The 23,705-nt window shown below is 62.1% G+C and carries 24 protein-coding genes; 2 read left to right on the top strand and 22 right to left on the bottom strand.

Translation table 11 applies throughout. The features are described 5' to 3' along the window. Positions 1 to 18: 18 nt before the first annotated feature. From JQ507_07715 to JQ507_07640, 16 genes are all read right to left on the bottom strand, one after another. Entirely contained in the window at positions 19 to 507 is a 489-nt protein-coding gene (locus JQ507_07715) for a tryptophan-rich sensory protein (protein ID QRI71353.1), read from the bottom strand. Then, complete coding sequence (locus tag JQ507_07710) at positions 507 to 1,703, bottom strand: geranylgeranyl diphosphate reductase (protein ID QRI71352.1); 1,197 nt, start codon at positions 1,701 to 1,703, stop codon at positions 507 to 509. The genes JQ507_07715 and JQ507_07710 overlap by 1 nt, the downstream gene beginning before the upstream one ends. Continuing rightward, complete coding sequence (locus tag JQ507_07705; GenBank protein ID QRI71351.1) at positions 1,700 to 3,055, bottom strand: BCD family MFS transporter; 1,356 nt, start codon at positions 3,053 to 3,055, stop codon at positions 1,700 to 1,702. Before JQ507_07705 ends, JQ507_07710 begins: the two co-directional genes overlap by 4 nt. A gap of 2 nt (positions 3,056 to 3,057) precedes the next feature. Continuing rightward, a complete protein-coding gene (chlG, locus tag JQ507_07700) occupies positions 3,058 to 3,951 on the bottom strand; it encodes a chlorophyll synthase ChlG (GenBank protein ID QRI71350.1) in 894 nt (297 codons plus the stop codon). After that, positions 3,944 to 5,380: a transcriptional regulator PpsR gene (gene ppsR, locus JQ507_07695; protein ID QRI73246.1), complete on the bottom strand. Its 1,437-nt coding sequence runs from the start codon at positions 5,378 to 5,380 to the stop codon at positions 3,944 to 3,946. The genes chlG and ppsR overlap by 8 nt, the downstream gene beginning before the upstream one ends. A 204-nt stretch (positions 5,381 to 5,584) precedes the next feature. Further along, positions 5,585 to 6,508, bottom strand: a complete 924-nt coding sequence (locus tag JQ507_07690; GenBank protein QRI71349.1) for a photosynthetic reaction center subunit M — start codon at positions 6,506 to 6,508, stop codon at positions 5,585 to 5,587. Positions 6,509 to 6,536: 28 nt separating this feature from the next. Continuing rightward, a complete protein-coding gene (locus tag JQ507_07685; GenBank protein QRI71348.1) occupies positions 6,537 to 7,373 on the bottom strand; it encodes a photosynthetic reaction center subunit L in 837 nt (278 codons plus the stop codon). Between the two features lie 118 nt (positions 7,374 to 7,491). Next, positions 7,492 to 7,683: a light-harvesting protein gene (locus tag JQ507_07680; GenBank protein ID QRI71347.1), complete on the bottom strand. Its 192-nt coding sequence runs from the start codon at positions 7,681 to 7,683 to the stop codon at positions 7,492 to 7,494. A gap of 12 nt (positions 7,684 to 7,695) precedes the next feature. Next, the gene (locus JQ507_07675) at positions 7,696 to 7,914 is read right to left on the bottom strand and encodes a light-harvesting protein (protein QRI71346.1); all 219 of its coding nucleotides are present in this window, start codon (positions 7,912 to 7,914) and stop codon (positions 7,696 to 7,698) included. Positions 7,915 to 8,033: 119 nt separating this feature from the next. Then, positions 8,034 to 8,270, bottom strand: a complete 237-nt coding sequence (locus tag JQ507_07670) for a hypothetical protein (protein ID QRI73245.1) — start codon at positions 8,268 to 8,270, stop codon at positions 8,034 to 8,036. A gap of 74 nt (positions 8,271 to 8,344) precedes the next feature. Further along, positions 8,345 to 9,796, bottom strand: a complete 1,452-nt coding sequence (gene bchZ, locus JQ507_07665; protein QRI71345.1) for a chlorophyllide a reductase subunit Z — start codon at positions 9,794 to 9,796, stop codon at positions 8,345 to 8,347. Continuing rightward, positions 9,796 to 11,403 carry a chlorophyllide a reductase subunit Y gene (bchY, locus tag JQ507_07660; protein ID QRI71344.1) on the bottom strand — a complete coding sequence of 536 codons (1,608 nt, stop codon included), beginning with the start codon at positions 11,401 to 11,403 and terminating at the stop codon, positions 9,796 to 9,798. The genes bchZ and bchY overlap by 1 nt, the downstream gene beginning before the upstream one ends. Before the next feature lie 25 nt (positions 11,404 to 11,428). Next, positions 11,429 to 12,424, bottom strand: coding sequence for a chlorophyllide a reductase iron protein subunit X (locus JQ507_07655; GenBank protein QRI71343.1), 996 nt, complete (start codon positions 12,422 to 12,424; stop codon positions 11,429 to 11,431). After that, positions 12,421 to 13,362 carry a chlorophyll synthesis pathway protein BchC gene (gene bchC, locus JQ507_07650; GenBank protein QRI71342.1) on the bottom strand — a complete coding sequence of 314 codons (942 nt, stop codon included), beginning with the start codon at positions 13,360 to 13,362 and terminating at the stop codon, positions 12,421 to 12,423. The genes JQ507_07655 and bchC overlap by 4 nt, the downstream gene beginning before the upstream one ends. A 70-nt stretch (positions 13,363 to 13,432) precedes the next feature. Further along, the gene (locus JQ507_07645; GenBank protein ID QRI73244.1) at positions 13,433 to 14,575 is read right to left on the bottom strand and encodes a methyltransferase domain-containing protein; all 1,143 of its coding nucleotides are present in this window, start codon (positions 14,573 to 14,575) and stop codon (positions 13,433 to 13,435) included. A gap of 89 nt (positions 14,576 to 14,664) precedes the next feature. After that, positions 14,665 to 15,531, bottom strand: coding sequence for a polyprenyl synthetase family protein (locus tag JQ507_07640; GenBank protein QRI71341.1), 867 nt, complete (start codon positions 15,529 to 15,531; stop codon positions 14,665 to 14,667). Between the two features lie 103 nt (positions 15,532 to 15,634). On the opposite strand from JQ507_07640, the gene crtI reads away from it, so the two are divergent. Then, entirely contained in the window at positions 15,635 to 17,170 is a 1,536-nt protein-coding gene (gene crtI, locus JQ507_07635; GenBank protein QRI71340.1) for a phytoene desaturase, read from the top strand. After that, positions 17,083 to 18,030, top strand: a complete 948-nt coding sequence (locus JQ507_07630; GenBank protein ID QRI73243.1) for a carotenoid 1,2-hydratase — start codon at positions 17,083 to 17,085, stop codon at positions 18,028 to 18,030. Before crtI ends, JQ507_07630 begins: the two co-directional genes overlap by 88 nt. Before the next feature lie 13 nt (positions 18,031 to 18,043). Here the strand turns inward: JQ507_07630 and JQ507_07625 are convergent, their stop codons facing one another. The 6 genes from JQ507_07625 to JQ507_07600 all read right to left on the bottom strand — a co-directional run bounded on the left by JQ507_07625 (position 18,044) and on the right by JQ507_07600 (position 23,688). Continuing rightward, positions 18,044 to 18,190, bottom strand: coding sequence for a hypothetical protein (locus JQ507_07625; GenBank protein QRI71339.1), 147 nt, complete (start codon positions 18,188 to 18,190; stop codon positions 18,044 to 18,046). A gap of 63 nt (positions 18,191 to 18,253) precedes the next feature. Then, a complete protein-coding gene (gene hemF, locus JQ507_07620; protein ID QRI71338.1) occupies positions 18,254 to 19,156 on the bottom strand; it encodes an oxygen-dependent coproporphyrinogen oxidase in 903 nt (300 codons plus the stop codon). Positions 19,157 to 19,166: 10 nt separating this feature from the next. Continuing rightward, complete coding sequence (locus JQ507_07615) at positions 19,167 to 20,222, bottom strand: phytoene/squalene synthase family protein (protein ID QRI71337.1); 1,056 nt, start codon at positions 20,220 to 20,222, stop codon at positions 19,167 to 19,169. Beyond that, the gene (locus JQ507_07610) at positions 20,219 to 21,766 is read right to left on the bottom strand and encodes a phytoene desaturase (protein ID QRI71336.1); all 1,548 of its coding nucleotides are present in this window, start codon (positions 21,764 to 21,766) and stop codon (positions 20,219 to 20,221) included. Before JQ507_07610 ends, JQ507_07615 begins: the two co-directional genes overlap by 4 nt. 17 nt (positions 21,767 to 21,783) lie before the next feature. After that, positions 21,784 to 22,719: an alpha/beta fold hydrolase gene (locus tag JQ507_07605; GenBank protein QRI71335.1), complete on the bottom strand. Its 936-nt coding sequence runs from the start codon at positions 22,717 to 22,719 to the stop codon at positions 21,784 to 21,786. 9 nt (positions 22,720 to 22,728) lie between these two features. Then, complete coding sequence (locus tag JQ507_07600) at positions 22,729 to 23,688, bottom strand: alpha/beta hydrolase (GenBank protein ID QRI71334.1); 960 nt, start codon at positions 23,686 to 23,688, stop codon at positions 22,729 to 22,731. Between the last annotated feature and the right edge of the window lie 17 nt (positions 23,689 to 23,705).

Here is a 23,705-nt window from a genome sequence, read left to right as displayed (position 1 = left end):
GATGCTTGCAACCTATCGTCAGGCAAAGGGCCCGTTCAAACGAACGACCGTGAGGTTGAGAAATGCGGCGAATGATACCCACAACAGATAAGGCACCAGGTAAAGGCTCGCGGGCCTTGCGAAGCGCCAGAAGACGATGGTCGGCAACAGGATCGAAAGCCACAGGAACACCACCTCGATCAGCGCCCAATCCGGACGTTTCAACGCGAAAAACAATGTGCTCCACAACACGTTGAGAAATCCATTCAGGGCGAACAGCGCGATCACCCATTCCCGTTGCGCGCGACTGGCGGCATTGCGCCAGGCATGGACCGCCGACGCCGTCGCCAGCGCAAAGATCAGGGTCCATGCAGGACCGAACAGCCAATCCGGCGGCTGCCAAGACGGCTTGATGAGGCTCTGATACCAGATTCCGGTATCTGTCAGCGTGCCGCCAAGCACGGCAATGAAGATCGCAACGGAAGCCGCGACCAGCACGGGCTTCCAGGAACCGCCGCGCGTGGCCATTATGCCGATGCCAGTCCTGCCATGTGGGCAAGGTTCTTGAAGAAGATGCGTACATGGGCGACAGGCTTGGCACGAACCAGTTCCTTGTTCATGTAAGCATCCCAGGTCAGCTTCTGGACGTCGCGGTCGCGGCAGATGCTGACGAAGCGTTCGCGACGGCGATCGTTGGAATACCAGTACCGCTGCATCACGCCGAGAATCCAAAATACAACACCGTGCAGCCGCATGAAGCGCCTTCGGGCGTTGCGCAGTGCCTTGGCGTCCCCGGTCTCCAGAAACTCGTCGACGGCTTCCGCCGACAGGCGTCCGCCGATCATCGCGTAGTAGATGCCCTCGCCCGACGCGGGAGCAACGACACCTGCTGCATCGCCAGCAAGCAGCACGCTGTGCCCATCGTCCCACCGCGGCAGCGGGCGCAGCGGGATCGGGGCGCCTTCGCGACGAATCGTCTCGGACGTTCCAAGCCCCGCGGCATCCCGCAGGCCGCCAACGGACTCCCGCAATGAAAATCCCTTGCGGGCGGAACCTGTGCCGACGCTGACGGTGTCACCATGCGGGAAAACCCAGCCATAGAAGTCAGGAGACACACTGCCGCGGTAATAGACGTCACAGCGCGTACCGTCGAAGCTGGAAGCCACCGGCGGTGCGCGCACGATCTCATGATAGGCAAATACGTAAGGCAGCCGATCCGAACCTGGAAAACACTGGCGCGCCACGGCCGACAAGGCGCCATCGGCGCCGATCAGCGCACGTGTCCGAACGGTCTTCGCCACCATGGTCCCGTCGGCGGCGCGTTCTTCGTAATGGACAATGGTCGTGTCGGTCTCGTCCCGTTCGAAACGCTTGAACGTGGCCGTCCGCCGCTTCGCGCCAGCCTCCGCGGCGCGGGTCCGCAACCATTCATCGAATACATCGCGGTCGACCATACCGACAAACCCGCCATCGATGGGCATATCGACTTGCTGGTCAGATGGCGACACCATTCGGGCGGAGTTGACGTGCGCGACCAGCAGGTGATCAGGGATATCGAAGTCGCGGATCAGTCGCGGAGGGATCGCGCCGCCGCACGGCTTGATCCGCCCGGCACGGTCGAGCAACAACACGCTCCGCCCGAGCTTTGCAAGATCATGCGCCGCCGTCGCGCCGGACGGTCCTCCGCCGATCACGACGGCATCAAAAATATCCGAACTGGTCATGACCGCGCTCCTTCTGTTACAGTGGCGATCGGCAAATTGAATACTTGCTGCTGTGTCGCGTCTTTTGTCGGCGCGCGATGAACCCAAACGGCCATCACGGCGGCAATGACAAACAATCCCGCCTCGGATGCGAACACCGCGAAATAAGACAACGCCGCCGACGTCAGGACATAGCGGGCGATGTCGCTGGCCAGCGTTCCCAGGAATCCGCCGATTCCGAATGCGAAAGCCTGGGACGCTCCCCACAGACCCATGCGCACGCCTTCCCGCTTCTCGTCGCCCGCGCTGATCAGCACCATCATCGAGCCGATCGCCGCCACCGCGTAGGCCCCGTTGGTGACGCCGAGCATGAACACGGTCTCACGCAACGGCCACGACGGCCCGACGATCGCCGCCGCCGCCAAACATAATAGCGCGATCGCCGAGGCGAGACATCCACCGACGGTCCATAGCTGGAGGTTTACCCGAGACCGGGGATAGACTGCGCCAATCAGCGGCACCAAAGCCATGCCGATCAGCGTTCCCGCATGCTGGACGCCCGAAAGCTTCGTCGTTTCGCCGGGCGTGAAGGCGAAGACCGCGCCGGCAAACGGCTCGAGGATCAGATCCTGCGCGCTATAGGCGAGCATCGAGACGAAAACAAAGATCGCGAACCGCCGCGATTTTGGCTCGTGCCATACTTCCATGAAGGCATCGCGAAACGACGGCTGGCGCGTCGACGATCTCGAAACCAGTTGGGCGCGAGCGACGGAACCTCCTTCGACACCCCATACGCCGATTATCGTGAGCACCATCGCCGCCACAGATACCGATCCCGAAACAATGATCAGTCGCATAGGTGAGAAAGGATCGAGCCAATGGCCCGCAACAACCGTCGTCACGATAAAGCCTGCAATCATCATCACCCAGACGATGGTCGCCGCTGCCGCGCGGCGGTTGTCGTCGGTGCGCTTCGCGAGCAGGACCAGCAGCGACGTACCGGCAGCGCCGACGCCTGCACCGATCAGGCAGAAGGCGACCACCGCGAGCGCAATACCAAATAGGGGCTGCGTCGTCATCCAGGCCGTCGCGATCGAAGCCATCAAGCCGCCGGTTGCGAGCACCGCCATGCCGCCGACGATCCACGGTGTCCGACGGGCCCCGAGATCCGAACCATGGCCCCAGGCCGGCCGGAAGACCTGAAGAACATAATGAATAGCGACGAGAGCGCCCGGCAGAATGGCTGGCATCGCCAGTTCGATCACCATGACTCGGTTCAGCGTCGATGTCGTCAACACGACGATCGCACCGAGGCCGGTCTGAATCAGGCCAAGTCTGACGATGCCGAACCATGAGAGCATTGAACCATTCATGGTCAACTCGCCTGCATCGCAGCCAGCGCAAAGGCGCTGACGAGCATACCGACGACATAGCAACTGATCCCGGTCCCGTTGTACCAGGGCGCGCGCTCGCGCGGCCCCTTCAGGAAGTGGACCATCAGCAACAACTGCACCAGCACCAGCGCACCAACTGCCGCCGCATGAATTGGCTGCTGCCACGCCAGCAACATCGCCACGACCGCGACTTGCGGCACCACCATCACCAGACAGGCGAAGCGCGCGGCATTGTCGACGCCGAGCAGCACGGGCAGCGAATCGATCCCCATCCGCTCGTCGCCTTCGACCGACTTGAAGTCATTGAGAGTCATAATTCCGTGGGCGCCGATGCTGTAGAGCAACGCGATCAGGACGATGCGCCAGTCGGGCGCGGATGCGCTCATCACCGCCGCCCCGGTAAACCAGGGCAGCCCCTCGTAACAAAGCCCGCACGCCGCGTTGCCCCACCAGCCGTTCTGCTTGAGGCGGATCGGCGGTGCGCTGTAGGCCCAAGCCAGTACGAGACCAACGACCGCGGCGACAAAGCCCCAGTTGCCCAGCAGCGGCGCAATCAGCAACGACAGGACCGTCCATACGATCGCGATGTAAAGGCCCCATCGACCAGGGATGCGCCCGGATGGAATCGGCCGGTCGGGCTCGTTGATGGCATCGACATGCCGGTCATACCAGTCGTTTACCGCTTGGCTGGTGCCGCAGACCATCGGTCCTGCCAGCAGTACACCCACGATGATCGTCGGCCACCGCTGGCCCGGCGAAACGCCCGAGGACACGATCCCGCACCCCAGCGCCCACATCGGCGGAAACCAAGTGATAGGCTTCAACAGTTCGAGGACAACCGACGGCGCAGGACGACTGACAACGACACTAGTCATCTTCGCCCTCCCCTTCACCCACTTGCTCGGCAAGCCCAAAGCGCCGGAGCTTCACGTACAGGCTCTGGCGGCTGAGGCCGAGCATTTCCGCGGCCGATGCCCGGTTATCGCGGGTCAACTCGAGCGCGGCCTCGATCGATAGCTTTTCGATGACGTCAGTCGCTTCGCGCACGAGATCGCGCAGCGGAACCCGCCCTATCCGTTCGGTGAGTTGGGCGACGGAGCGCGGGAGCTCGCGGGCGGAGGACGGCGATGCCGAAAGACGTTTTTCGACATTGCGGATTACGAAGCCGAAACCCTGCTTGCGATCGTCATGGATCAGAGATGCCGCCGAGACCTCGACATCCGTCGTCGCACCGTGTTCGCCGCGCAGCGAGGTCGAGAACAGCTTGATCGAGCCGGTCTGGCGAAGATTGGCGAACGCGACCGCAAAGTCGACACCGGCACGACCGAGCCAGCGGTCCAGCGATTCGCCGCGCGCCTGCTCGGCGCTGCCGAGCTGCGCCATCTCTGTAAAGGCCGGGTTGACCATGGCGATGCGGCCATCATGCCCGGTGATGACCAACGCATCGGGCGCGGCGTCGAAATACTCCAGCAAGCTCGATGTCGCCTTCAGCGCCCCGGCTTGCGGCGGCGCCTCTTGCGACAACAGGCGGACCAGAAACAAGGTCGCATTCTCCTGCCGGAACTGGGATACGGCGACAAAGCACTCCTGGTCCACCTTCGCAAGCCGGGCACGGATGTTGCCGTCGCGACCGGTCGCTCGAACATTGGATAGCAGTGTTTGAACCGGTTCGGCATCCGCCGAATCGAAATGTGAGCTAAGGTTAGATTTCAGAACCCGCGGCGCGCTCTCCTCAAGCAGCGCCAGCGCAGCCGTATTGATCTCAAGGATGGCATTGTTGGAGGCGTCAACGATCATGACCGCCTCCGACGAGACCTGGAACAGTAAGCGATAGCGCGTTTCGGCGTGGCGCAGTCGGATGTAGTCGCGCTCCATAGATTGCTGGGCGTTGACGAGCCGTTGTTGAATGGCTGCAAGCGGCCGTAGGTCGCGACCAACCACGACGAAACGATCGTCGCGTCCGATGTTGACGGCCGAATAGAGCACCGGAATATCCACGCCGCCGGGCGACGGATGATTGACCTGACGCCACATCGAAAACTTTTTGTTTACTGCGTCCTGGAGTAATTCCTTGGCTTTTGCGGCGGTTTCGGACGTCACGATTTCGGCGAGCCTCGAACCTAACCAGCGGCCGTGGGCGTCGAGTTCGAGCGAGAGATCTTCCTTGTTGAAGGCGACATCTCGAATGACCCCCTCGCCGTCTATGATCACAGCGACGTCGCTGGCGGCCGCGATCAGGTTCGCGGCCGGCAATGCGCCGAGATTCCCCAGCGACTCCTTCGGAGATTTGAACGCCTGAACCAGGGCAAATATCCTCCAACAACCCGTGATCTCTCACCTAGCGTTCCTCGAACCAGTTTCTTTGTTGGCGGCCGCTTGTCGTACGAAGCTGAATCGGACCGTACGCCGGCGCTTCATCTCGGACAACCGCGACGGGAAGACGATGAAACATGGCGCGCGCCGTGGCGTCCTGTTGCAATCCGGCGCGCGTCTAGAAACCCATATGCATTATCGCGGGACGGCCAGCCCGTGCTTGACGCCCCAGTCGAACCAATTGTCGACAACCGTGCCGGAGAGAAGAATACCGATGCCACCGCAAAGCGGACAGAGCACAGCGAACCACCAGGCCCAGCGATGGATCGATTCCGCTGTCGCGTTAAAGCCCATGGTCCAGCGCCAGAACAAAGCTGCCCGCTCAAGCGCCGTGCCGCGGTCGACGATCTGCTCGATCTCGCGCTCACCGCCGTAGCGGCTAACCGCCAGGATCGTCGCACCGTGCATCGCGAACAGCAGGGCCGAACCATACAAAAACGCGATCGAGAGCATGTGGAACGGATTGTAGAAGAGGTTGCCGTGCGTAATCGAGAAGTTATTGGTCCAGTCGAGATGCGGGAATATCCCGAACGGGACGGCCTCGCTGAAATGTCCCATCAGCAACGGACGGATGAAGCCGAGCACGAGATAGAGCCAGATCGCAGAAGCGAAAGCCCAGGCGACATGAGTGCCCATGCCGAGCGCACGTGCCCGACGGTAGGTGCGCGCCCACCACAACAGGATCGAGGTAGTGAGGAAAAAGCCGGCCATCAGCCACCATCCTCCTTCCTGCAATGGCGGAAAACTGATGCCGTATTCGGGCTTTGGCGGCTCCAGCGACAGCCAGGGGAGTTGCCTGACGAACTCGATCGGGCTCCAGTTCACCGATGCCAGCATATTCAGGCCGATGATCTCGATTGCGACGATGCCACAGGCGATGGACGCCAGCCCGAGAAATCCGAGATAGAAAGGTCCGACCTGGGCGTCGCCCACCTTTCCTAGCCAGTAGTTGAAGCGGCCCTCACTGGTGCGAACCCATATTCCCGGCTGGATCGGAATCCCGGGGTAGATGGTGCTGCGCACCTGGACCTGCGTGAAGAAGTTTTGATATTGGGCCATGGCTCAGGACTCTCTCTGATGACCGGAATTAGTTTGAGGACCAAATTGGAAGATTGCGCCACCAGTTCCACCACTCAGACCAGGCATTGCCTTCCGACCACAACGGCCCGCTGATTACGATGCAGACCGCGCTAAAGAACACCGCAGATAGCGCGATGAAAAGCCCAACACGATGTATGCCGAGGGTACCGACCGAATAGCCGATCAGATCCCGGAACATCGTGTTCTCGTGCTCGGGCGTCTTGACCGGTTCACCCCTGTTCGGATTGGTCGACGACAGAATAAGACCGCCGTGCAGCGCCAGCGCCAGACACGTCGTGAAGAAGAACGTGATGGCGATCATGTGTGCGGGGTTGTAGTGGAAATTTCCGTATTGGTATCCGGTGTTCGACACCCAATCGAGATGGGTGATGATGCCGTAGGGAAAACCATAGCTCCATGACCCCATCAGCACCGGCCGGATCACAACGAGCGTAAAATAGGCGAAGATGGCGAAGGCAAAAGCGAACGGTACATGATAGCCGATGCCTAGCTTTCGGCAGATCTCGACCTCGCGAAGCGCCCATGACACGAAGGCGCCGAGCGCACAGATCGTGACGATCTGCCAGATCCCGCCTTCCTGCAGAGGCGCGAAGGACAAGCCGTATTTGACGTCCGGTGGATTGACGCTGATCTGCCAGAGATTCCAGGTGGGACCAAGCGCAGTATTCCAGAGGATCATCGCTATGCCGACGAATGCGAAAAACACCGTCGTCACCCCGAAGAACCCGACGTAGAACGGGCCGACCCAGAAATCGAACAGGTCGCCGCCGATGAGCGTTCCGCCGCGAACGCGGTACTTTCTTTCAAAGCTGAGCATTGCCATCGTTCGTTTCTCCGGCTGCGAAAACCAGCGTCACCGTCATCTCCGGGTGGCTACCGGAAGCGGACAAGAAGGGCCGCTCGATCCTCTCGTCCGTTCCGGTACGCATTTCGTCATGCCATCAGGACGGCATGCTTGGTGGTGTGTACGGCAGAGTGATCTCTGACGTCTTCGCCTTGCGAGGCCCGTCCAACCAGTTGAACCGGTCGGTCGAGAGCAGAATGAAGTGGATCACGATCGCCAGTCCAAACAGGAACGTGAAGAGCGCGACCAAGGCACGGCGCGGATCGAATAGAAGCCAAATTCGCCACATGATTGCCTCCCTCTATGTCAGGTACGAAAGGGCGACGCTGGCAACGTGCTGGATGCTGTCCAGCGCCGTTGTCTTGTAGCCGCCCGGGCCGGGCAACCAGGGACGCCACATCCAGGCGAGGATATGGGCAACCACCGCGACAGCCGTGAAGAGCAGGAAGCTCGTCATGAATATCGAATGGAATTCCTTGGCTTCAGCTTCGGATAGCCCCGATAGGGAACCGTCCTTCATTTGTTATCCTCCTAGTGATGGCCTTGCGGCCGTTCGCCGCCCAAGCGTGGGCGACAGCGAATGCCGGATCCATCGATACGGCAATTATCCGCCCGGCAACGAGCTGGACGGAATTCCGGTTACAGACCCATGAACGATGACGTTACGATCGTCCCGGCTGCAGTGCGGGCCTCCGCGAAGATCGACTCGCGGTTCCCGGAATGGGCGAAGAGTGCTCGTTTGCGCCAAGGTGTCAGCCGGAAGAGCGCAGCCCGCAACAAAAAGGCCATGTAACAGGCGCCGAACACCACCTGGGATTCGATGATTTTGTCCTCGCCGTGTACTTTCGATCGATCGCCATAAGCATAATCGGACATCGACATCACCTCCCGCTTATCGTCATTGAATTGCAGACACGGAATCACCGGAAATAGGCCGGCCTCGATCATTCTCATGCTTGCGCTCCACTCATCAGCGCCGCGCGGGCCCTGGTCACGAAATCCGTGGTGACGCGCGCCTCGCCAGCCTGGCGCGCGCTGCTCTCGGCGGCATCGCGCAGGCGCTTCGCCGCCGAGATGCGCACCAGCACCGGATGGGCGTCCAGCACCTCGTCGAGCAGCGCCTTGGCTTCGTCGCTCCAGAGAATTTCCTCGTGCAGCCGAGCCGGCGTCGGGTCGACGCGATCGAGTTCGGTCGCCAGGGGCAGGATATTGAACAACGCGTCAAACAGCGCGTTGCAGACTTCCTGAACGAGGTAAGTTGCGCCCGAATAACCCATGAACGGCGTACCGGTGTGGCGGCGGATCACCGCGCCCGGGAAGGACGCCGGCACATAGATCGCCCGACCGCCAGCTTCGGCCAGGTACATTCGTTCGTTGTAGCTACCGAACAGGATCAGCGGCGGCTTCTCGCGCACCGCAGATCGCACCGCATCGTTATCCGGCTTGACGCCTGCCTTGCGCGCGAAAGAGAAGGTGCACGGCAAGCCCATTTCCTTTTCCAGGAAGTTCCTGACGCCCCGCGCATAAGTCTCGTTGGCAACGATTGCGAAGCTGGCCGTTCCGAAGAAGTCCTGCGTTACCGACCGCCACAGATCCCACAGCGGCTTGATCGTGGTGTGCTTCTCGCGTGCGATGAACGGCTCGGGATCGAGACCCAGAAGTTCGCCGAGCTTGCGCAGGAATCTGGTAGTGGAGTGCAGGCCGATCGGCGCCTGCAGATAGGGACGCTCCAGCGCTTCGCACAGCATGCGGCCGAACTCCCGGTACATGCAAACGTTGACGTCGGCATTCACAAGCTTCGGAATGTCGGCGAGGTGACTTCCGAGTGGGAACACCATATTGATGTCCGCGCCGATGCCCTTTATCAGCCGGCGGATCTCGGCAAGATCGGACGGCATGTTGAAGGTGCCGTAGATCGGCCCGATGATATTGACGCGAGGTTTGACGCCTTCGGCGCGGGGTTTGCGCTCTGGTATCTTCTTGATGCCATATTCCTTCCAAAGCCAGACGATGGCGCGGTCGGCGCTCTGCCACTGATCCTCGTCGATGGTGCGCGGCAGGAAGCGCTTGATATTGGTTCCTTCCGGCGTCACGCCGCCGCCGATCATTTCGGCGATCGATCCGGTCACAACGACGGCCGGCATATAGGGATCGAGCACGCGGTGTGCGCGCTTCATCGCGCCTTCGGTGCCGGTCTGGCCGAGCTCTTCCTCGCCGAGGCCTGTCACCACGATCGGCAACTCGTGCGGCGGCAACGCATCGGTATAGTGCAGCACCGAAGTGACCGGCAGGTTCTCGCAACCGACCGGACCATCGATGATAACCTGCATGCCCTTCACCGCGGTGAAGGCGTAGACCGCGCCCCAATAGCCGCCCGCGCGATCGTGATCGAGTACGAGCATCAGATCATCTCCTCGGCTTTGCGCTTCTTGGCCAGGGCTTCGATCTGCTTCCTATATTTTTCACGGAAGACCACGTTTTCATTCGGCGTATCTTCCCAGATGCCCGCGGTGTGGCCTTCGCCGACATCTCCGAAGAATTCCTTCATCTCGTCGAATCGGCTCTGATTGGCGAGCGCGGCGTTGACGACCTGCGCCAACGATCCGGCGCCGGCGACCCCAAACAGCGGACGGGCCGAAATCAGATTTGTGAAGTACAGCGCAGGAATTGCGAGCTGCTTGGCTTTCTGAACGACCGGCGTGGTGCCGATGGCCAGATCGGGCTTGAACTCGCCGACGGCGGCCAGGTCCATTTCCAGCGACGCGCGGTACTGGACGCGGGTGCCCCTGGTTTCGAGCCATTCGCGGTCGCTGTCCGACCATTGCGTCCTTGGACAGGCGGTTCCGACATAGGGTACTCGGGCGCCGCTCTCGATGAGGAGCCGCGCGACCAGAAGTTCGGAGCCCTCGTAACCGGAGACCGTAATGCGCGCATCAATCGGCTTCGCCGCCAGAGCGGCCTTGATCATCGGCAGGAAGCGCTTCTTGGCGGCGTCGATCTTTTCGCCTGCAACATTGCAAGCCGCACCGATTGATTCGAGCCAGGCTTCGGTACCGTCATGCCCAACCGGCGCGGAACCTACTATTTTGCGGCCGGCCAATTCGAACTGGCGGAAGCTCGCCGTGTAGAACGGATGGATCGCGGCAACGACTGAGCCGTCGAGCGCGGCATAGAGTTCGCGCCACTCTCTCGTCGGCACCACTGGACCTGCCGCAAGACCAAGCGGCTCCAGCATCATGCCGATACCGACGGGGTCAGCGGGGAACATCTCGCCGACCAAAGTGACTGTCGGTCGTTCGCTCTTGCCGCCGCGCGGCGCCTGCACGGGCCCCTGCTCGACCTCTTTGCGGGCATATTCGAGCATCGCGGCTGCCAGCACGTCCTTGGCTTCGGCATGGGTCGGCACACCAAAGCCGGGCACGTCGATGCCGATGATACGCACACCGTTGATTTCATCCGGCAGCAGATCGAGGGGAACGCCGGACGCGGTCGGCACGCAGAGATTGGTAATAATGATGGCGTCGTACAGCGCGGGGTCAGCGAGCTCAAATACGGCTTCGCGAATGTCCTCGAACAACTTTCCGGTAACCAGCGTTTCCGAATTGAAGGGCACGTAGCCGACCGTTCGCCGCGCACCATAGAAGTGCGAAGTAAAGGTCAGCCCATAGACGCAGCAGGCCGAGCCCGACAGGATCGTCGCGGTTCGCCGCATCCGGAGGCCGACCCGGAGCGAACCGAACGCAGGGCACATGCTCTGCGGCTGGTCGTGCGGACCTTTGGGGTAATCTGCAGCATAGCGATCAAGAATTTCGCTTTTTCCCGCAGCGCTGGCGGCAGCCTCGAGTTCAGCAGCCCCGGCATGACAACCCATGCCATCGCTCTTTGTCTCCGCGGCGATAACTGGGGTCGGCGCGACGGCAGCATCCGTCGCAGCCGCGTCGAAGTCGAGGGGCTCGTTGACGACGGACTCGGCGATTGCGCCGGTGTATCGCGGCAGAATGACGTTCATGTTGCGCTCCGCATCATGCTCTCGCTCACGCCGCGTCGTAGACGACTTCGAGGGACGGCTTGTCGACGACCGGCTTGCCGCACATGTCTTCCATGGTCGCTGGCTCGAGCACGACGCCACGGCCGACCACTTCCCCTTTGAACAGGCCGAGCAAACCGTCCTGCGTCAGCGGCGCCGGGCGAACCGGCGGTGCAAGGCCGACATTTGTCGCGAGTTCTTCGAACAGCGAGCTCCACTGCCCGCCAGGCAAACCGATGATCTCGTAATTCGCGCTCTTCTTGCGGATGTCATCGTCGGCCGGGATTGCCGCAAGGACAGGAATGCCGACCGTCGCGGCAAACGCGGCCGCCTCGCCCGTGCCGTCGTCCTTGTTGATAACCATGCCGGCGACGCCGACGTTGCCCCCGAGCTTGCGGAAATACTCCACCGCCGAGCAGACGTTGTTGGCGACGTAGAGCGATTGCAGATCGTTCGAGCCCACGACGATCACCTTCTGGCACATGTCGCGCGCGATCGGCAGGCCGAAGCCACCGCAGACCACGTCGCCCAGGAAGTCGAGCAGCACGTAGTCGAACCCCCACTCGTGGAATCCGAGCTTCTCCAGCAACTCGAAGCCGTGGATGATACCGCGGCCGCCGCAGCCGCGACCGACCTCGGGGCCGCCGAGCTCCATCGCAAACACGCCGTCGCGCTTGAAGCAGACGTCACCGATCTTCACTTCCTCCCCGGCGAGCTTCTTCTTCGATGACGTCTCGATGATGGTCGGACAGGCGCGGCCGCCAAATAGCAGCGACGTGGTGTCGCTCTTCGGGTCGCAGCCGATCAGCAGCACTTTCTTGCCTTGCTGCGCCATCATGTAAGACAGGTTGGCCAGCGTAAAACTCTTACCGATGCCACCCTTGCCATAGATCGCAATGATCTGGGTTTCCTTGGTCGCCGGCGTCGTCACCGGCGCATCGGGCTCGATCGACGCTTCCACCCGCAGAGCATCTTTCATATTTATGTTCGGCACGACATTCATGAGAGCGAACTCCAGTTCAGGACCATTTTCAGGCACGCAGGATCCTCGAACGCGGTCCGATAGGCATTCGACGCATCCAGGGCGTCGTGGTGGTGCGTGATCAGGCCGTCGAACGAGAGCCGCCCGGATTCGATCAGCCTTTTGATCGCGACGAGATCCGACGGCTGCCACTCCGCGGCAACGCGAAGGCGCGCCTCGCGCATGAACGCTGGCGGAAATGCGAAAGACAATCGCTCACTGTAAAACCCGGCCAGCACGATCTCGCCGCCGGGCGCGATACGTCCGATTAGAGAATCGAGCAGACCCGCATCGCCGCTGACATCGTAGATGCTCCTGTAGTCACGCCGCGTATCATGCTCGGGATCGATCACCCCGTAGTCGACGGCACCGCCGACGCGCGCTGGGTTCTTCTCCCACACGGTCGGAGGCTCGTTACGAACCGCGATGGAGATGCGCGCAAGCAGTCGCCCCAGCACGCCATGACCAACGATGCAGTCCGGAGCCTGGGCACCCTGGGCCGCAATGGCGTGGTAGGCCGTCGCCGCGAGCGCCAGCAGGATTCCGCGTTCGCCGAGATTTTGATCGAGCGGTACCACGCGCTTCGCTGTCGCCACCAGGCGCGAAGCGGAAGCACCGAACAGTCCGCGCACCTCGCCAAAGCACTTTGCACCGGGAACGAAGACGCGTTGCCCTGGATGCAAGCCGGTAGCAGTTCCCGCCTCGACCACGCGACCGACCGACTCGTACCCGGGCACGAGCGGATATCCCATGCCTGGAAATGGAGGCATCCGGCCCGACCACAGCAACCGCTCCGTGCCGGTGCTGACGCCGCTCCAGTCGACATCGACGACGACGTCGTCGGCGGTTGGAGGAGTCAAAGCAAGCCGATTGAGCTCGATCTGCTCCGGCTGCCTGAGAACGACCGCGATGGTCTCCATCGCTCACTCCGATCTTCCACGGATGCGGAGGGACTCCGCAAATGTCATGCTAAACTTACATTTTAGAGTGTCAAGTTTGATTAACGCCAATCTTGCTCTTTCGTGCAGTGATCACGCTGGCCAGCATCGGCATCCCGACCGGCCGTAGCGCAACATCGATAAAGCCGGCCTCGGTGAGCATGTCGCGCAGCCGCGCGAAGGTCCGGGGGCGGCCGCTGCCCATCGCCAACAGATAGAAGGCGAAATAGGCATCCCCGATCGGCTCGGCGCCGCGGACGCTAGAGATGGGCTCGGCAATCAGCAGTGTGCCATCAGGCGACAAGGCCTGGTGAACCGCGCGCAACAGGACCATGATGCTGGCATCGTCATGATCGTGGATCACGCGCACCAGCGAGACGACATCGGCGCCCTCGGGGAGAGGGTTCGCAAGGAAATTCCCCCCGATCGCGACCGCGCGTGATGACAGACCCGCGGTGCGAAAGCGTTCGCTGGCCTGGTCGACTACCGCGGGCAGATCGAACAGCACGAATCGCAGCTTTGGTGCCTGCACCGCGACGGCGGCGATGAAGGAGCCGTCGCCGCCACCGATGTCGAGCAGACAGCGATGTCCGCGGAACGAATAAGCCGACAAAACCTGCTGCGAGATCATCGGCTGCGACGCCGCCATCAACGCGGTGTAAGGCGTGATCGCGTCGCGTGACAAATTGGCGGCGTTGGGATTGGCGGCATAGGGCCAGTAGGCGACTAGTTGCCCGGCGCCGACGTCACCGCGCAGCAGCGCGATCGGATCCCTCAGGTCTTCGTACAGCATCGCATGATGCTCTATCATGGCGACGACACCGGGATTGCCCCTCAGGGCTGCACCGAGCGACCCGAGACCATAGCAGCCGCCAGTACGACGCTGCAGCAATTGCAGCGAGACCGCCGCATCGAGCAGAATCAACGTTGCGTCGGTCGGCAACGGCACACGCGACGCCAGCTCTGCCGGACTGAGCGGGCCATTCGCCAGCTGGTCGAACAGCTTCAAACGGACACACGCGAACAGAACCTGCGAATAAACAAAGCCGGCGCAGAGATCGAACAGCGCGCCTGCACGCCGCCGCGCGATCGGCCGCGTCAGCGCAAAACTCCAAGCAAAACGCTGAAATCTTGGATCGGCGAGTATCGAATCGCGCCAGCCCAGCACGCGATCATGCAAGGACAACCGCGAGATGCAGCGCACTGCCTGGATGGCATCCGCACCGCGTGGCGCGTCGGATGTCCCATCCCCGGCCTCACGATGCGTGATCGCGGCCATGGTGGCTATGCAGCGAACTGGGCAAGCTTGGCCGGCACCAGGCGCTGGGCTTCCGAGAGCATGAGCGAACGCAATTCGGCGCCATTGGGACAGGGCGGGATCGCATCAATCGCGCCGCGCACCAGGTCATGCAAGCGGTAGAGCGCGCCATCGAGGCCGAGTTCGATCACCGCGCTCGGACGCCCGAGCGCTAGGTCGCGGCCGACGGGCTTGCCAATCTCATCTTCGTCTGAGGCCGCATCGCGAATATCGTCGGCGACCTGATAGGCCTCGCCGAGCTTCTCACCGACCATCCGCCACGGCTCGCAATCGGCGCCGGCTGACGCGGCGCCTGCAACGGTCGCTGCGGCGAACAGCGCGCCGGTCTTGGCGCGGTGATAATGCGCCAGATCGATCTCGTCTTCACATTCCCACGCCTGGCCCGCGACGATCCCCAATGGGACGCCGACGGATCGAGCCACCGTCAAGGTCAGCGCCGCCAGCCGCTCCGGCGTGCATTGAAGACGCGCCAGCGTCTGGAATGCGAGCACGATCAATGCATCTCCGGTGAGAACAGCGAGCGGCTCGCCGAACGCTTTGTGCACGGAGGGACGTCCTCGCCGCGTCTCCGCCGCGTCGAAGCAGGGCAGGTCGTCGTGCACGAGCGAGGCGCAATGTAACAGTTCGAGCGCCGCGCCGGCAGCGTTGGTGGCGGCGGGATGATCCTCGCCGCAGGCTGCGGCAACGCTATGGCAGAGCCTTGGCCGTACGCGCGCACCACGGGGAAACACCGCATAACGCATGGCCGCCGCCAGCCGGGGCGGACAGCCGGGAAGCTCGGCCTGGCCAATCGCTTCGTTGAGTGCCCGTTCGATCCGGCTGGTTACGTCCATGGCAAGCTCCCGTGTTTGTCACAAGAAATGTCAATCTTAGTTGTCGATAGTAGTGTAAATCAATATAGACACATGTCAATGACGAGCCGGAGCCGGTGCAACCATGCCCAGAGATCGTGTTGTCGTTGTTGGAAGCGGCGTCGCGGGACTGGTCTCAGCCTTCGCGCTCGCAGCACGCGGCCTCGACGTCACCGTTCTCGAACGTGCCGCCTCGCCGGGTGGCAAGATGCGCCAGATCGCGATCGGTTCGGCAAGGATTGACAGCGGCCCGACCGTCTTCACGATGCGCTGGGTATTCGACGAACTGTTCGCGGCAGCAGGCCGGAATTTCGCAGACCACGTCCGCCTGCGCCCGCTGGATATCCTGGCGAGACATGCCTGGGACGAGCACGCTCGTTTCGATTTGTTTGCCGATCAGGAACGCACTGTCGACGCGATCGGGGATTTTGCGGGCGCGCGTGAAGCCGAGGGATATCGCGCCTTCTGCCGGGATACCCAGCGCATCTACAACATTCTCGAAAAGCCCTTCCTGCGTGCACCCCAGCCGAGCATGGGCGGACTGATCGGCGCTGACGGCCTTCACGGGCTGATACGGCTGCCTCAGATCAAGCCGTTCTCGTCGATGTGGGCGGCACTGGGACGATATTTCGCCGATCCGAGGCTGCAACAATTGTTCGGACGCTACGCGACCTATTGCGGCTCGTCGCCGTATCTGGCGCCTGCCACGCTGATGCTGGTTGCGCATGTCGAGCACGAGGGCGTCTGGTCCATCGACGGCGGTATGCACGCGCTTGCGAAAACGCTGGCGGATTGCGCAAGCTCCTTTGGCGCCGTGATCCGGTGCGGTGAAGACGTCAGCGAAGTTCTGGTCTCCGGCGGCTACGCCACTGGCGTAAGGCTCGCAAGCGGTGAGCGCATTGCGGCGGACGCCGTGATCGTGAATGCAGATGTCGGCGCCATCGCCGACGGAATGTTCGGCACGCCTGCCCGCCGCGCCGCAACGGCGATCCCGCCCCGTGCACGCTCGTTGTCAGCCGTGACATGGAGCCTCGTTGCAGAACCGGATGGATTCCCGTTGCACCGGCACAATGTCTTTTTCTCGAGCGAATATGCAGCTGAGTTCGACGATATTTTCGTGCACGACCGGCTGCCGCGCGAGCCGACGGTCTATGTCTGCGCCCAGGATCGCGACGAACACATCGCACCGGGCGGTTCCGAGAAATTCCTGATCCTCGTCAACGCGCCAGCGAATGGCGACCGACATGTCTACGATGCAATGGAGTTGGAAAAATGCGCTCAGCAGACATTCGGCATTCTGGAACAACGCGGCCTACGAATCCAGCCGCAGGCGGATGCAATACAAGTGACGACGCCAGCGGATTTCAACCGGATGTTTCCGGCTACGGGCGGCGCGTTGTACGGGCGCAGCTCGCACGGATGGATAGCCTCCTTCCAGCGTCCTGGAGCGCGAACCAGGATTCCGGGCCTATACCTGGCGGGGGGCAGCACGCATCCGGGTCCGGGCGTTCCGATGGCGGCGCTGTCGGGCCGATCTGCAGCAGCCAGCCTGATCGCGGACCTGACTTCTCGCGGGTCGTTCCGCCGAACGGCTATGCGTGGTGGTATATCGACGCGCTAAGCGACGACGGGCATAACGGCATCACGATCATTGCTTTTATCGGCAATGTTTTTTCTCCCTACTACGCATTCGCACGCCGCAAGCGGCCTGCCGATCCGATCAACCATTGCGCCATCAATGTTGCGATCTATCGCAGCGGCGGCAACCGCTGGGCGATGACGGAGCGGCCGCGCGAGGCGGTCAGCCGCACGATCGACACATTCGCGGTGGGACCAAGCAATCTGTCCTGGAACGGAAGCTCGCTAACCATCAACGTCGACGAAATCTCTGTTCCGATCCCCGGACGTCTGCGCGGCACCATCCGATTGGTCCCCATGGCGGTCACGCCGCAGGTCTTCCTGCTGAATCCGGCAGGTCGTCATCAATGGTGGCCGATCGCACCGTTCGCACGCGTCCAGGTAAGACTCGATCATCCCCACCTGAGCTGGCAGGGTGACGGCTATTTGGACATGAACCACGGCGATGAACCGCTCGAACAGGGCTTCTCAGATTGGCAATGGGCACGCGGAGCGATGCAGGACGGCACGGCGATCCTCTACGAAGCGGAGCGCCGCGACGGGAGCCGGGTCGACCTGGCGATGACGTTTGATCGCAACGGAAGAATGCAGGCGTTTGAGCCACCACCAACAGTGAAGCTTAGGCGCACAGGCTGGCGCGTCGCCCGCAGCGTGCGCAGCGACGGCGCCGCCAAGATCGTCAAGACGCTGGAAGATGCGCCTTTCTACGCCCGCTCGGTGCTCTCGGCGAAGCTCCTGGGCAAGCCCGTGACTTTGATCCACGAAAGCCTCTCCCTCGATCGCTTCAAGATGCCCCTCGTGCAGGCCATGCTGCCATTCCGCATGCCTCGGGCATTGCGGTAAACGAGGCATCGCGTCAGGGCGATTTTGTTCCGTCGGTTTGTTTCGCGCGTTCGGCTTCCTTCTTTCTGTCGAGCCGCCGGCAAACCAGCTCAAGAACGCCCCATGCCGCCGCGAACATGAGCACCACGAAGAACTCGACGAAACCGAGATAGCTGTCCATGATGTCGCCTCGCACAACTCTCCGCAGCTCTCGCTTCAGCGCAGATTTGGTTTCAGCAGAAGGCTACGTCCAGCTCACCAATGGCGGCATCGAGCTCAAAATGGTTTCGATATTGCCCCCGGTCTGAAGTCCGAACATGGTGCCGCGGTCGTAGAGCAGATTGAACTCGACATAGAGACCACGGCAGGCAAGCTGCTGCGCGCGCTCGGCGTCGGTCCAGGGCTCCAGCATCCGCCGGCGCACAATCCGTGGATAGACATCCAGCAAAGCAAGCCCGACGTCGCGCGTGAAGGCAAAATCCTTGGCGAAGTCGCCGGTGTTAAGATGGTCGTAGAAGATGCCGCCGACGCCGCGCGACTGCTCGCGATGGGGCAGGAAGAAGTAGGTATCCGCCCACGGCTTGAACTTGCCGTAGTAGGCTGGATCATGGGCGTCGCAGGCCTGTTTCATCGCCGCGTGAAACGCAACGGCGTCCGGCGCGTGCTGGGTTCGCTGCTCCGGCAGCATCGGCGTGAGATCCGCGCCGCCGCCGAACCAGCCCTTTGCCGTCGAAAGGAACCGGGTGTTCATATGCACTGTCGGCACCCGCGGGCTGCGCGGGTGCATGATCAGGCTGATGCTGGTGGAGACATAGTCGAGCTGAACGCCGTCGCCCGGCAGTGTTTTGGCCATCTCGGGCGTCAGCCTCCCGTTGGCCGATGACGTATGGATACCGATCTTCTCGAACAGTCTGCCGCCGCTGAGGAAGCCGCCGGTGCCACCGCCACTGCCGGACGCTCGCGTCCACGGCTTGTAGGTGAAGGTGACCGGCTCCCCGGAAAACAGCGCGGCGGGCGCCTCGCGCTCCAGCAGCTCGACCTCGGCGCAAATCCTGTCGCGCAGCGATTCGAACCATACTTTCGCTTCGGCGCGCTGCTGTTCGGCGAGACCGTTTCTGCCGTCGCGGATGGGCTCGGTCCCGTACATCCCATTTGCTCTATCGGTAGGAGGCCATGCGCTGCAACTGATCGCGGCGTTCGAGCCGCTCGAACAGGTCGATAACCCAGACCACGCGGTCTTCGATCGGCCGCCGCGGCTTGACGTTTTCGCGCAGCGGCGTTGCCGCGACGGCCTCGACCAGGAAACGAGTCTCTTCGACAGCCGCGGCTTGGGCGACAAGATTTTGCGCAGGCTCCCATTCCGCTTGCGGCAAAAGCAGCGTTCGCCCCAGCACCGCAATCTTGCGATTGGTGGAGACGATCGCACGCCTCGACACCGAATCCAGACCGCTCCGCTCCAGTTCGCGGCCAATCTCCGCATAAAGCGCGCGGGCCGCATAGATTCCCGGGCGGCAGCCAATCGGCAGATTGGCGATCCCGTGCGTCGCGCGGGAATAGAAAATATCGGCAGCATCGAGCAGCCGCTGTACGATGGCCGCGATCTCCGGCGTGAAGGACGGAGTCTGCAGCCATGTGTTCGGATCGATTCCCGCCTCGCGCAGCCACGATTGCGGCAGATAGAGCCGGCCGGCGCGGGCATCTTCGCCGACATCGCGGGCAATGTTGGTAAACTGCATCGCGACGCCGAGATCGCAGGCGCGCGCGACGATCTCGGGGGCGCGCCGCCCCATGATCAGTGTCATCATCGCGCCGACGGCACCCGCGACGCGTGCGGCATAGGCCGTCAGATCCTGCAACGTCTCATAGCGGCGGACCTCTGCATCCCATGCGAGACCTTCGAGCAAGGCTTCCGGCAGTTCGCGGGGAATACAGAACTTTGCGACAATTTCGGCGAACAGGCGATCTGCGGCACGGTCCATCGGCAGGCGTTGATACGCCCGGTCGAGCCGGTCCCGTAACCGCGCCACCGCGGATGCGCGATCATCTCCGAGATCGACCGCATCATCCGCCAAACGACAGAATGCGTAGAGCGCGATGGCGGGTTCGGCGACCCGGCGCGGCAGCACCTTCGATGCGGCATTGAAAGTCCGAGAGCCGCCCTTGAGCAGAGCGCGGCAGGCAGCCATGTCGATGGGATCGAGCCGTGTCGTCATGCGGTCACCAGGCTTGCAAGGTGTGAGGCATCGGGCACCAGGGAATCCAGAACCCGTGCCGAGGAGAGCACACCAGGCAGGCCCGCTCCAGGATGCGTGCCGGCACCGACCAGGTACAGATTTTGGATATCTTCGCTCTTGTTGTGCGGGCGAAACCACGCGCTTTGAGTCAAGATCGGCTCCAGCCCAAAGGCGGCGCCGCGAAACGAGGAGAGCCGGTCCTGGAAATCCTGCGGCGTCAGCAGGCGCGAGCTGACGATCTCGTCCTCCAGACCCGGCAATACAGTTCTGGCGAGTTCGCCTGCAATCGCCAGGCGATAATCTTCGGCCATCACGCTCCAGTCGGTTCCGCCTTGCAGATGCGGGACAGGTGAAAGCACGTAGAACGCGTCGCAGCCGTCTGGTGCGAGGGACGTGTCCGTCGCAGTCGGGCGATGCAAGTACAGGCTGAAATCATCGGCCAGAACCTTGCGATCAAAAATGTCGGTGAGCAAGCGCTTGTAACGCGGCCCCAGCAGGATCGTGTGGTGCGGCACTCCATCGTATCTGCGGCGTGTGCCGAAGTACCAGACGAACAAGCTCATAGAGTAACGTGCACGTTCGATGCGCCTATCGGTCCAGCGCGATCGCGCCGACGCAGGTACGAGATGCCGATAAGTCCATGCGGAATCGGCGTTTGACACCACGATATCGGCAGCGACGGTCTCGCCCGATTCCAGCCAAACGCCCCGCGCAACACCGTCGTTCACGACGATTTCGCGGACCCCCTGGTTGCAGCAGAGTCTGCCACCCTGGCCCTCGATCAGCCTGACCAGCCCATCAACCAGCCGCCCGGTGCCGCCAAGCGCAAAATGCACGCCCCAGCACCGCTCCAGAAATGCGATCAAGCAATAGATCGAACTCGCAGTGAGGGGATTTCCGCCGATCAACAACGGATGAAAGCTGAACACGACGCGCAGGCGCGGATCGCTGAAGAATTTCGAAACCAGCGAGTAGACACTGCGATAGCTCGACAACCGCAGCATCTCAGGCGCGATCTTCGCCATGTCGGTCCATTTGCTGAACGGCACGTCGCCGAGCCTCTCGAAGCCGACCTTGAAGATCTCTTCGCTGGCCTTCATGTATGCGTCGTAGCCGTCAACGTCGCCAGGCGAAAATCGAGCGATCGCGCCGCGCATCGCCCCGGCATCGCCGGAATAGTCGAAGTGCGATCCGTCGTGAAACCGGATCCGATAAAACGGCGAGACCGGCACCAGAGTCACGTCGTCGGACATCTTTAGTCCGCACAGCTTCCACAATTCCTCGAACAGAAACGGTGCGGTGACGATGGTAGGCCCTGCGTCAAAGGTGAAGCCGTCCTGCCGGTACACGTAGGCACGGCCGCCGGGGGCATCGAGCTTTTCGAGGACGGTGACGCGATAGCCTTTTGCGCCGAGCCGGATTGCGGCTGCCAATCCGCCAAAACCGCTGCCGATCACCACCGCGTGCGGTTGGCGCTGCGACGGCGCCGATGGCGTCGATTGGACTGAGATTGAATCCAGCATAAGACCACTGTAATTATTTATTGACACCTGCCTAGCCTGAAAGTGTACATTCTAAGGTACAATTTTTGTGCCGCTTGCTCGGCGGAGTTTGCGTGGGCGTATTTCATAATGAGCTCCGTGATCAGTTGCGGCTGCTCTTCGTGCGCGAGATGACCGAGGCCCGGCAGCCGCTCGATGACGGCACTTGGAAGAATCTCGCGAACCTGACGTGCGACCTCGGGCGATATCGAGCGATCATTGGTGGCGGCCACCAGGACCAGCGCTGTCGTCAGCCGCGGCAGATCGTGCAGCAACGGTTCGAGTTTCCAGTTCGCCATCATCCGAAGTGCGGCCGCAACATGCGCAGGATTCCGGACCAGCTTACGATAGAGTGCAATCCCATCCTGATCGATTGTCGAACCGGTGTTGGCGATCAACCGCTCGACCGCGCCGGCATGAGATGCCTGCCAAGCGAACACGCGTGGCACCAATGGATTCAGCACCAGCAGATTCGCCAGGGGCGAAAACAGATGGTTGGCGATTCCGCCGAACGGCATGAATGCGCCATTCAGGGCGATTAGCAGGCGCGGCGCCGTGCGGCGGGCGAGACACATGCGTGCCGCTATCGCCGCCCCTGCGGAATGACCGACCGTGATCTCCGGCCTCACCTCCAGTTTGCGGAGCTGTATGCCGAGGTCGGCCGCCATGCCCGGCAGCGACAACCGATACGACGGTGGTGATTGCGTAAATCCATGTCCGGGCAGATCCGGCGCAACCACCGAGAAATGCCTGGCCAGCAGTGGTAACATGTCGCGCCAGGAATGCGTTGCGGCTCCGGTGCCGTGGATCAGGAGCAGCGATGGCCCCTCGCCCATTCGCTGCACATGCCAGCGGATCCCGGCCGCTTCGACGAACACACTGGCATTTCGGTTGGGCCAGTCCGTACCATCGCGGCTCCAAACGAGACCGGACACGGCAGACCCTCATGCGCGCGATGCCGACGGCACGCCGGCAAGGAACGTGTCATAGGCCGCAATGAATTCGGCCTCGGCTTCGAAATGCGGCATCGCACCGGTCGGGAACACGCAAACGGTCCAATTGGCGCGGCCCTCAACCTGGGTTTTGTTGGAGTAGTCGACGAAGTCGCCGCGCACGCCGTGGCTCATCCAGACCGGAAGTGTCAGCGAGTGATAGATGCTAATAATGTCCTCACTGAACAGAAATCCGGATACGAAATAATACGGCGCATGCTGTGCGCCGGGTTGTCGCGTCGTCAGGTAGTCGTATTCAAGCAAGCCCTCGTCGATATTACGCGAGCCCCAGGTCTTGCTCAGGAAGTAGCGGATTCCGGCACGGCTGGTTAGCAAGCGGAAGAAGCCTTCGCTCCAAAGAGAAAATTCGAAGAGAGCGTGAAGCCACGGCTTGCCGCGCGTGCCGTCGCGCCATGATGTGGTCTTGTCGCTGCTCCTGAAACCGGTGGGGCTAACCAAGGCTGCGCTGCGAAACGCCAGCGGCGCCTCGCTGACTGCCCTGGCGAGAAATTCCGACGATAGCGACACCGCCAATGCGTCAACCGGGCCGCGCCCGTGATCGTTCTGGATCTCGCGTATCGCGATCAGAATCGCGTCGGTCATCATGCGGACGGTGTATTCGCGCTTTCCCCGCTCCGAATGACCGAAGCCCGGAAGCTCCAAAGCGTAGACCGTCCGGCTTCCGCGGTAGTGTTCGTAAAGCGGCTTGATCTCGTAAGCGGAGCCCGCGGCATTGATGCTGTGAACGAGCAATAGCGGTGGGAACTCGCCAGGAGTTTCGGGAGTAGCTGAATAGTATGTCAGTCTCCCAACCGAACTGCCGATCTCGTGGCGCTGGCCGGACACGGGCGCGGGTAACTCGTCCGCGCCACGCGAAGCGGCAGGGGTGATCGCCGGGGCGGCTGCGCTCATCGCAAATCTCCTTTTTC

The sequence above is a fragment of the Bradyrhizobium sp. PSBB068 genome (assembly GCA_016839165.1).
GTDB lineage: Bacteria > Pseudomonadota > Alphaproteobacteria > Rhizobiales > Xanthobacteraceae > Bradyrhizobium.
The sequence above is the reverse complement of the archived record's forward strand: the minus strand, read 5'-3'. Positions and strand labels throughout refer to the sequence as shown.

Excerpts from the sequence above, each read along its gene's own strand:
- JQ507_07715 (QRI71353.1), bottom strand. The coding sequence starts at position 507 with ATGGCCACGCGCGGCGGTTCCTGGAAGCCCGTGCTGGTCGCGGCTTCC.
- JQ507_07710 (QRI71352.1), bottom strand. The coding sequence starts at position 1,703 with ATGACCAGTTCGGATATTTTTGATGCCGTCGTGATCGGCGGAGGACCG.
- JQ507_07705 (QRI71351.1), bottom strand. The coding sequence starts at position 3,055 with ATGAATGGTTCAATGCTCTCATGGTTCGGCATCGTCAGACTTGGCCTG.
- chlG (QRI71350.1), bottom strand. The coding sequence starts at position 3,951 with ATGACTAGTGTCGTTGTCAGTCGTCCTGCGCCGTCGGTTGTCCTCGAA.
- JQ507_07690 (QRI71349.1), bottom strand. The coding sequence starts at position 6,508 with ATGGCCCAATATCAAAACTTCTTCACGCAGGTCCAGGTGCGCAGCACC.
- JQ507_07685 (QRI71348.1), bottom strand. The coding sequence starts at position 7,373 with ATGGCAATGCTCAGCTTTGAAAGAAAGTACCGCGTTCGCGGCGGAACG.
- JQ507_07680 (QRI71347.1), bottom strand. The coding sequence starts at position 7,683 with ATGTGGCGAATTTGGCTTCTATTCGATCCGCGCCGTGCCTTGGTCGCG.
- JQ507_07675 (QRI71346.1), bottom strand. The coding sequence starts at position 7,914 with ATGAAGGACGGTTCCCTATCGGGGCTATCCGAAGCTGAAGCCAAGGAA.
- JQ507_07670 (QRI73245.1), bottom strand. The coding sequence starts at position 8,270 with ATGTCCGATTATGCTTATGGCGATCGATCGAAAGTACACGGCGAGGAC.
- bchZ (QRI71345.1), bottom strand. The coding sequence starts at position 9,796 with ATGCTCGTACTCGATCACGATCGCGCGGGCGGCTATTGGGGCGCGGTC.
- bchY (QRI71344.1), bottom strand. The coding sequence starts at position 11,403 with ATGAACGTCATTCTGCCGCGATACACCGGCGCAATCGCCGAGTCCGTC.
- JQ507_07655 (QRI71343.1), bottom strand. The coding sequence starts at position 12,424 with ATGAATGTCGTGCCGAACATAAATATGAAAGATGCTCTGCGGGTGGAA.
- bchC (QRI71342.1), bottom strand. The coding sequence starts at position 13,362 with ATGGAGACCATCGCGGTCGTTCTCAGGCAGCCGGAGCAGATCGAGCTC.
- JQ507_07640 (QRI71341.1), bottom strand. The coding sequence starts at position 15,531 with ATGGACGTAACCAGCCGGATCGAACGGGCACTCAACGAAGCGATTGGC.
- crtI (QRI71340.1), top strand. The coding sequence starts at position 15,635 with ATGCCCAGAGATCGTGTTGTCGTTGTTGGAAGCGGCGTCGCGGGACTG.
- JQ507_07625 (QRI71339.1), bottom strand. The coding sequence starts at position 18,190 with ATGGACAGCTATCTCGGTTTCGTCGAGTTCTTCGTGGTGCTCATGTTC.
- hemF (QRI71338.1), bottom strand. The coding sequence starts at position 19,156 with ATGTACGGGACCGAGCCCATCCGCGACGGCAGAAACGGTCTCGCCGAA.
- JQ507_07615 (QRI71337.1), bottom strand. The coding sequence starts at position 20,222 with ATGACGACACGGCTCGATCCCATCGACATGGCTGCCTGCCGCGCTCTG.
- JQ507_07610 (QRI71336.1), bottom strand. The coding sequence starts at position 21,766 with ATGCTGGATTCAATCTCAGTCCAATCGACGCCATCGGCGCCGTCGCAG.
- JQ507_07600 (QRI71334.1), bottom strand. The coding sequence starts at position 23,688 with ATGAGCGCAGCCGCCCCGGCGATCACCCCTGCCGCTTCGCGTGGCGCG.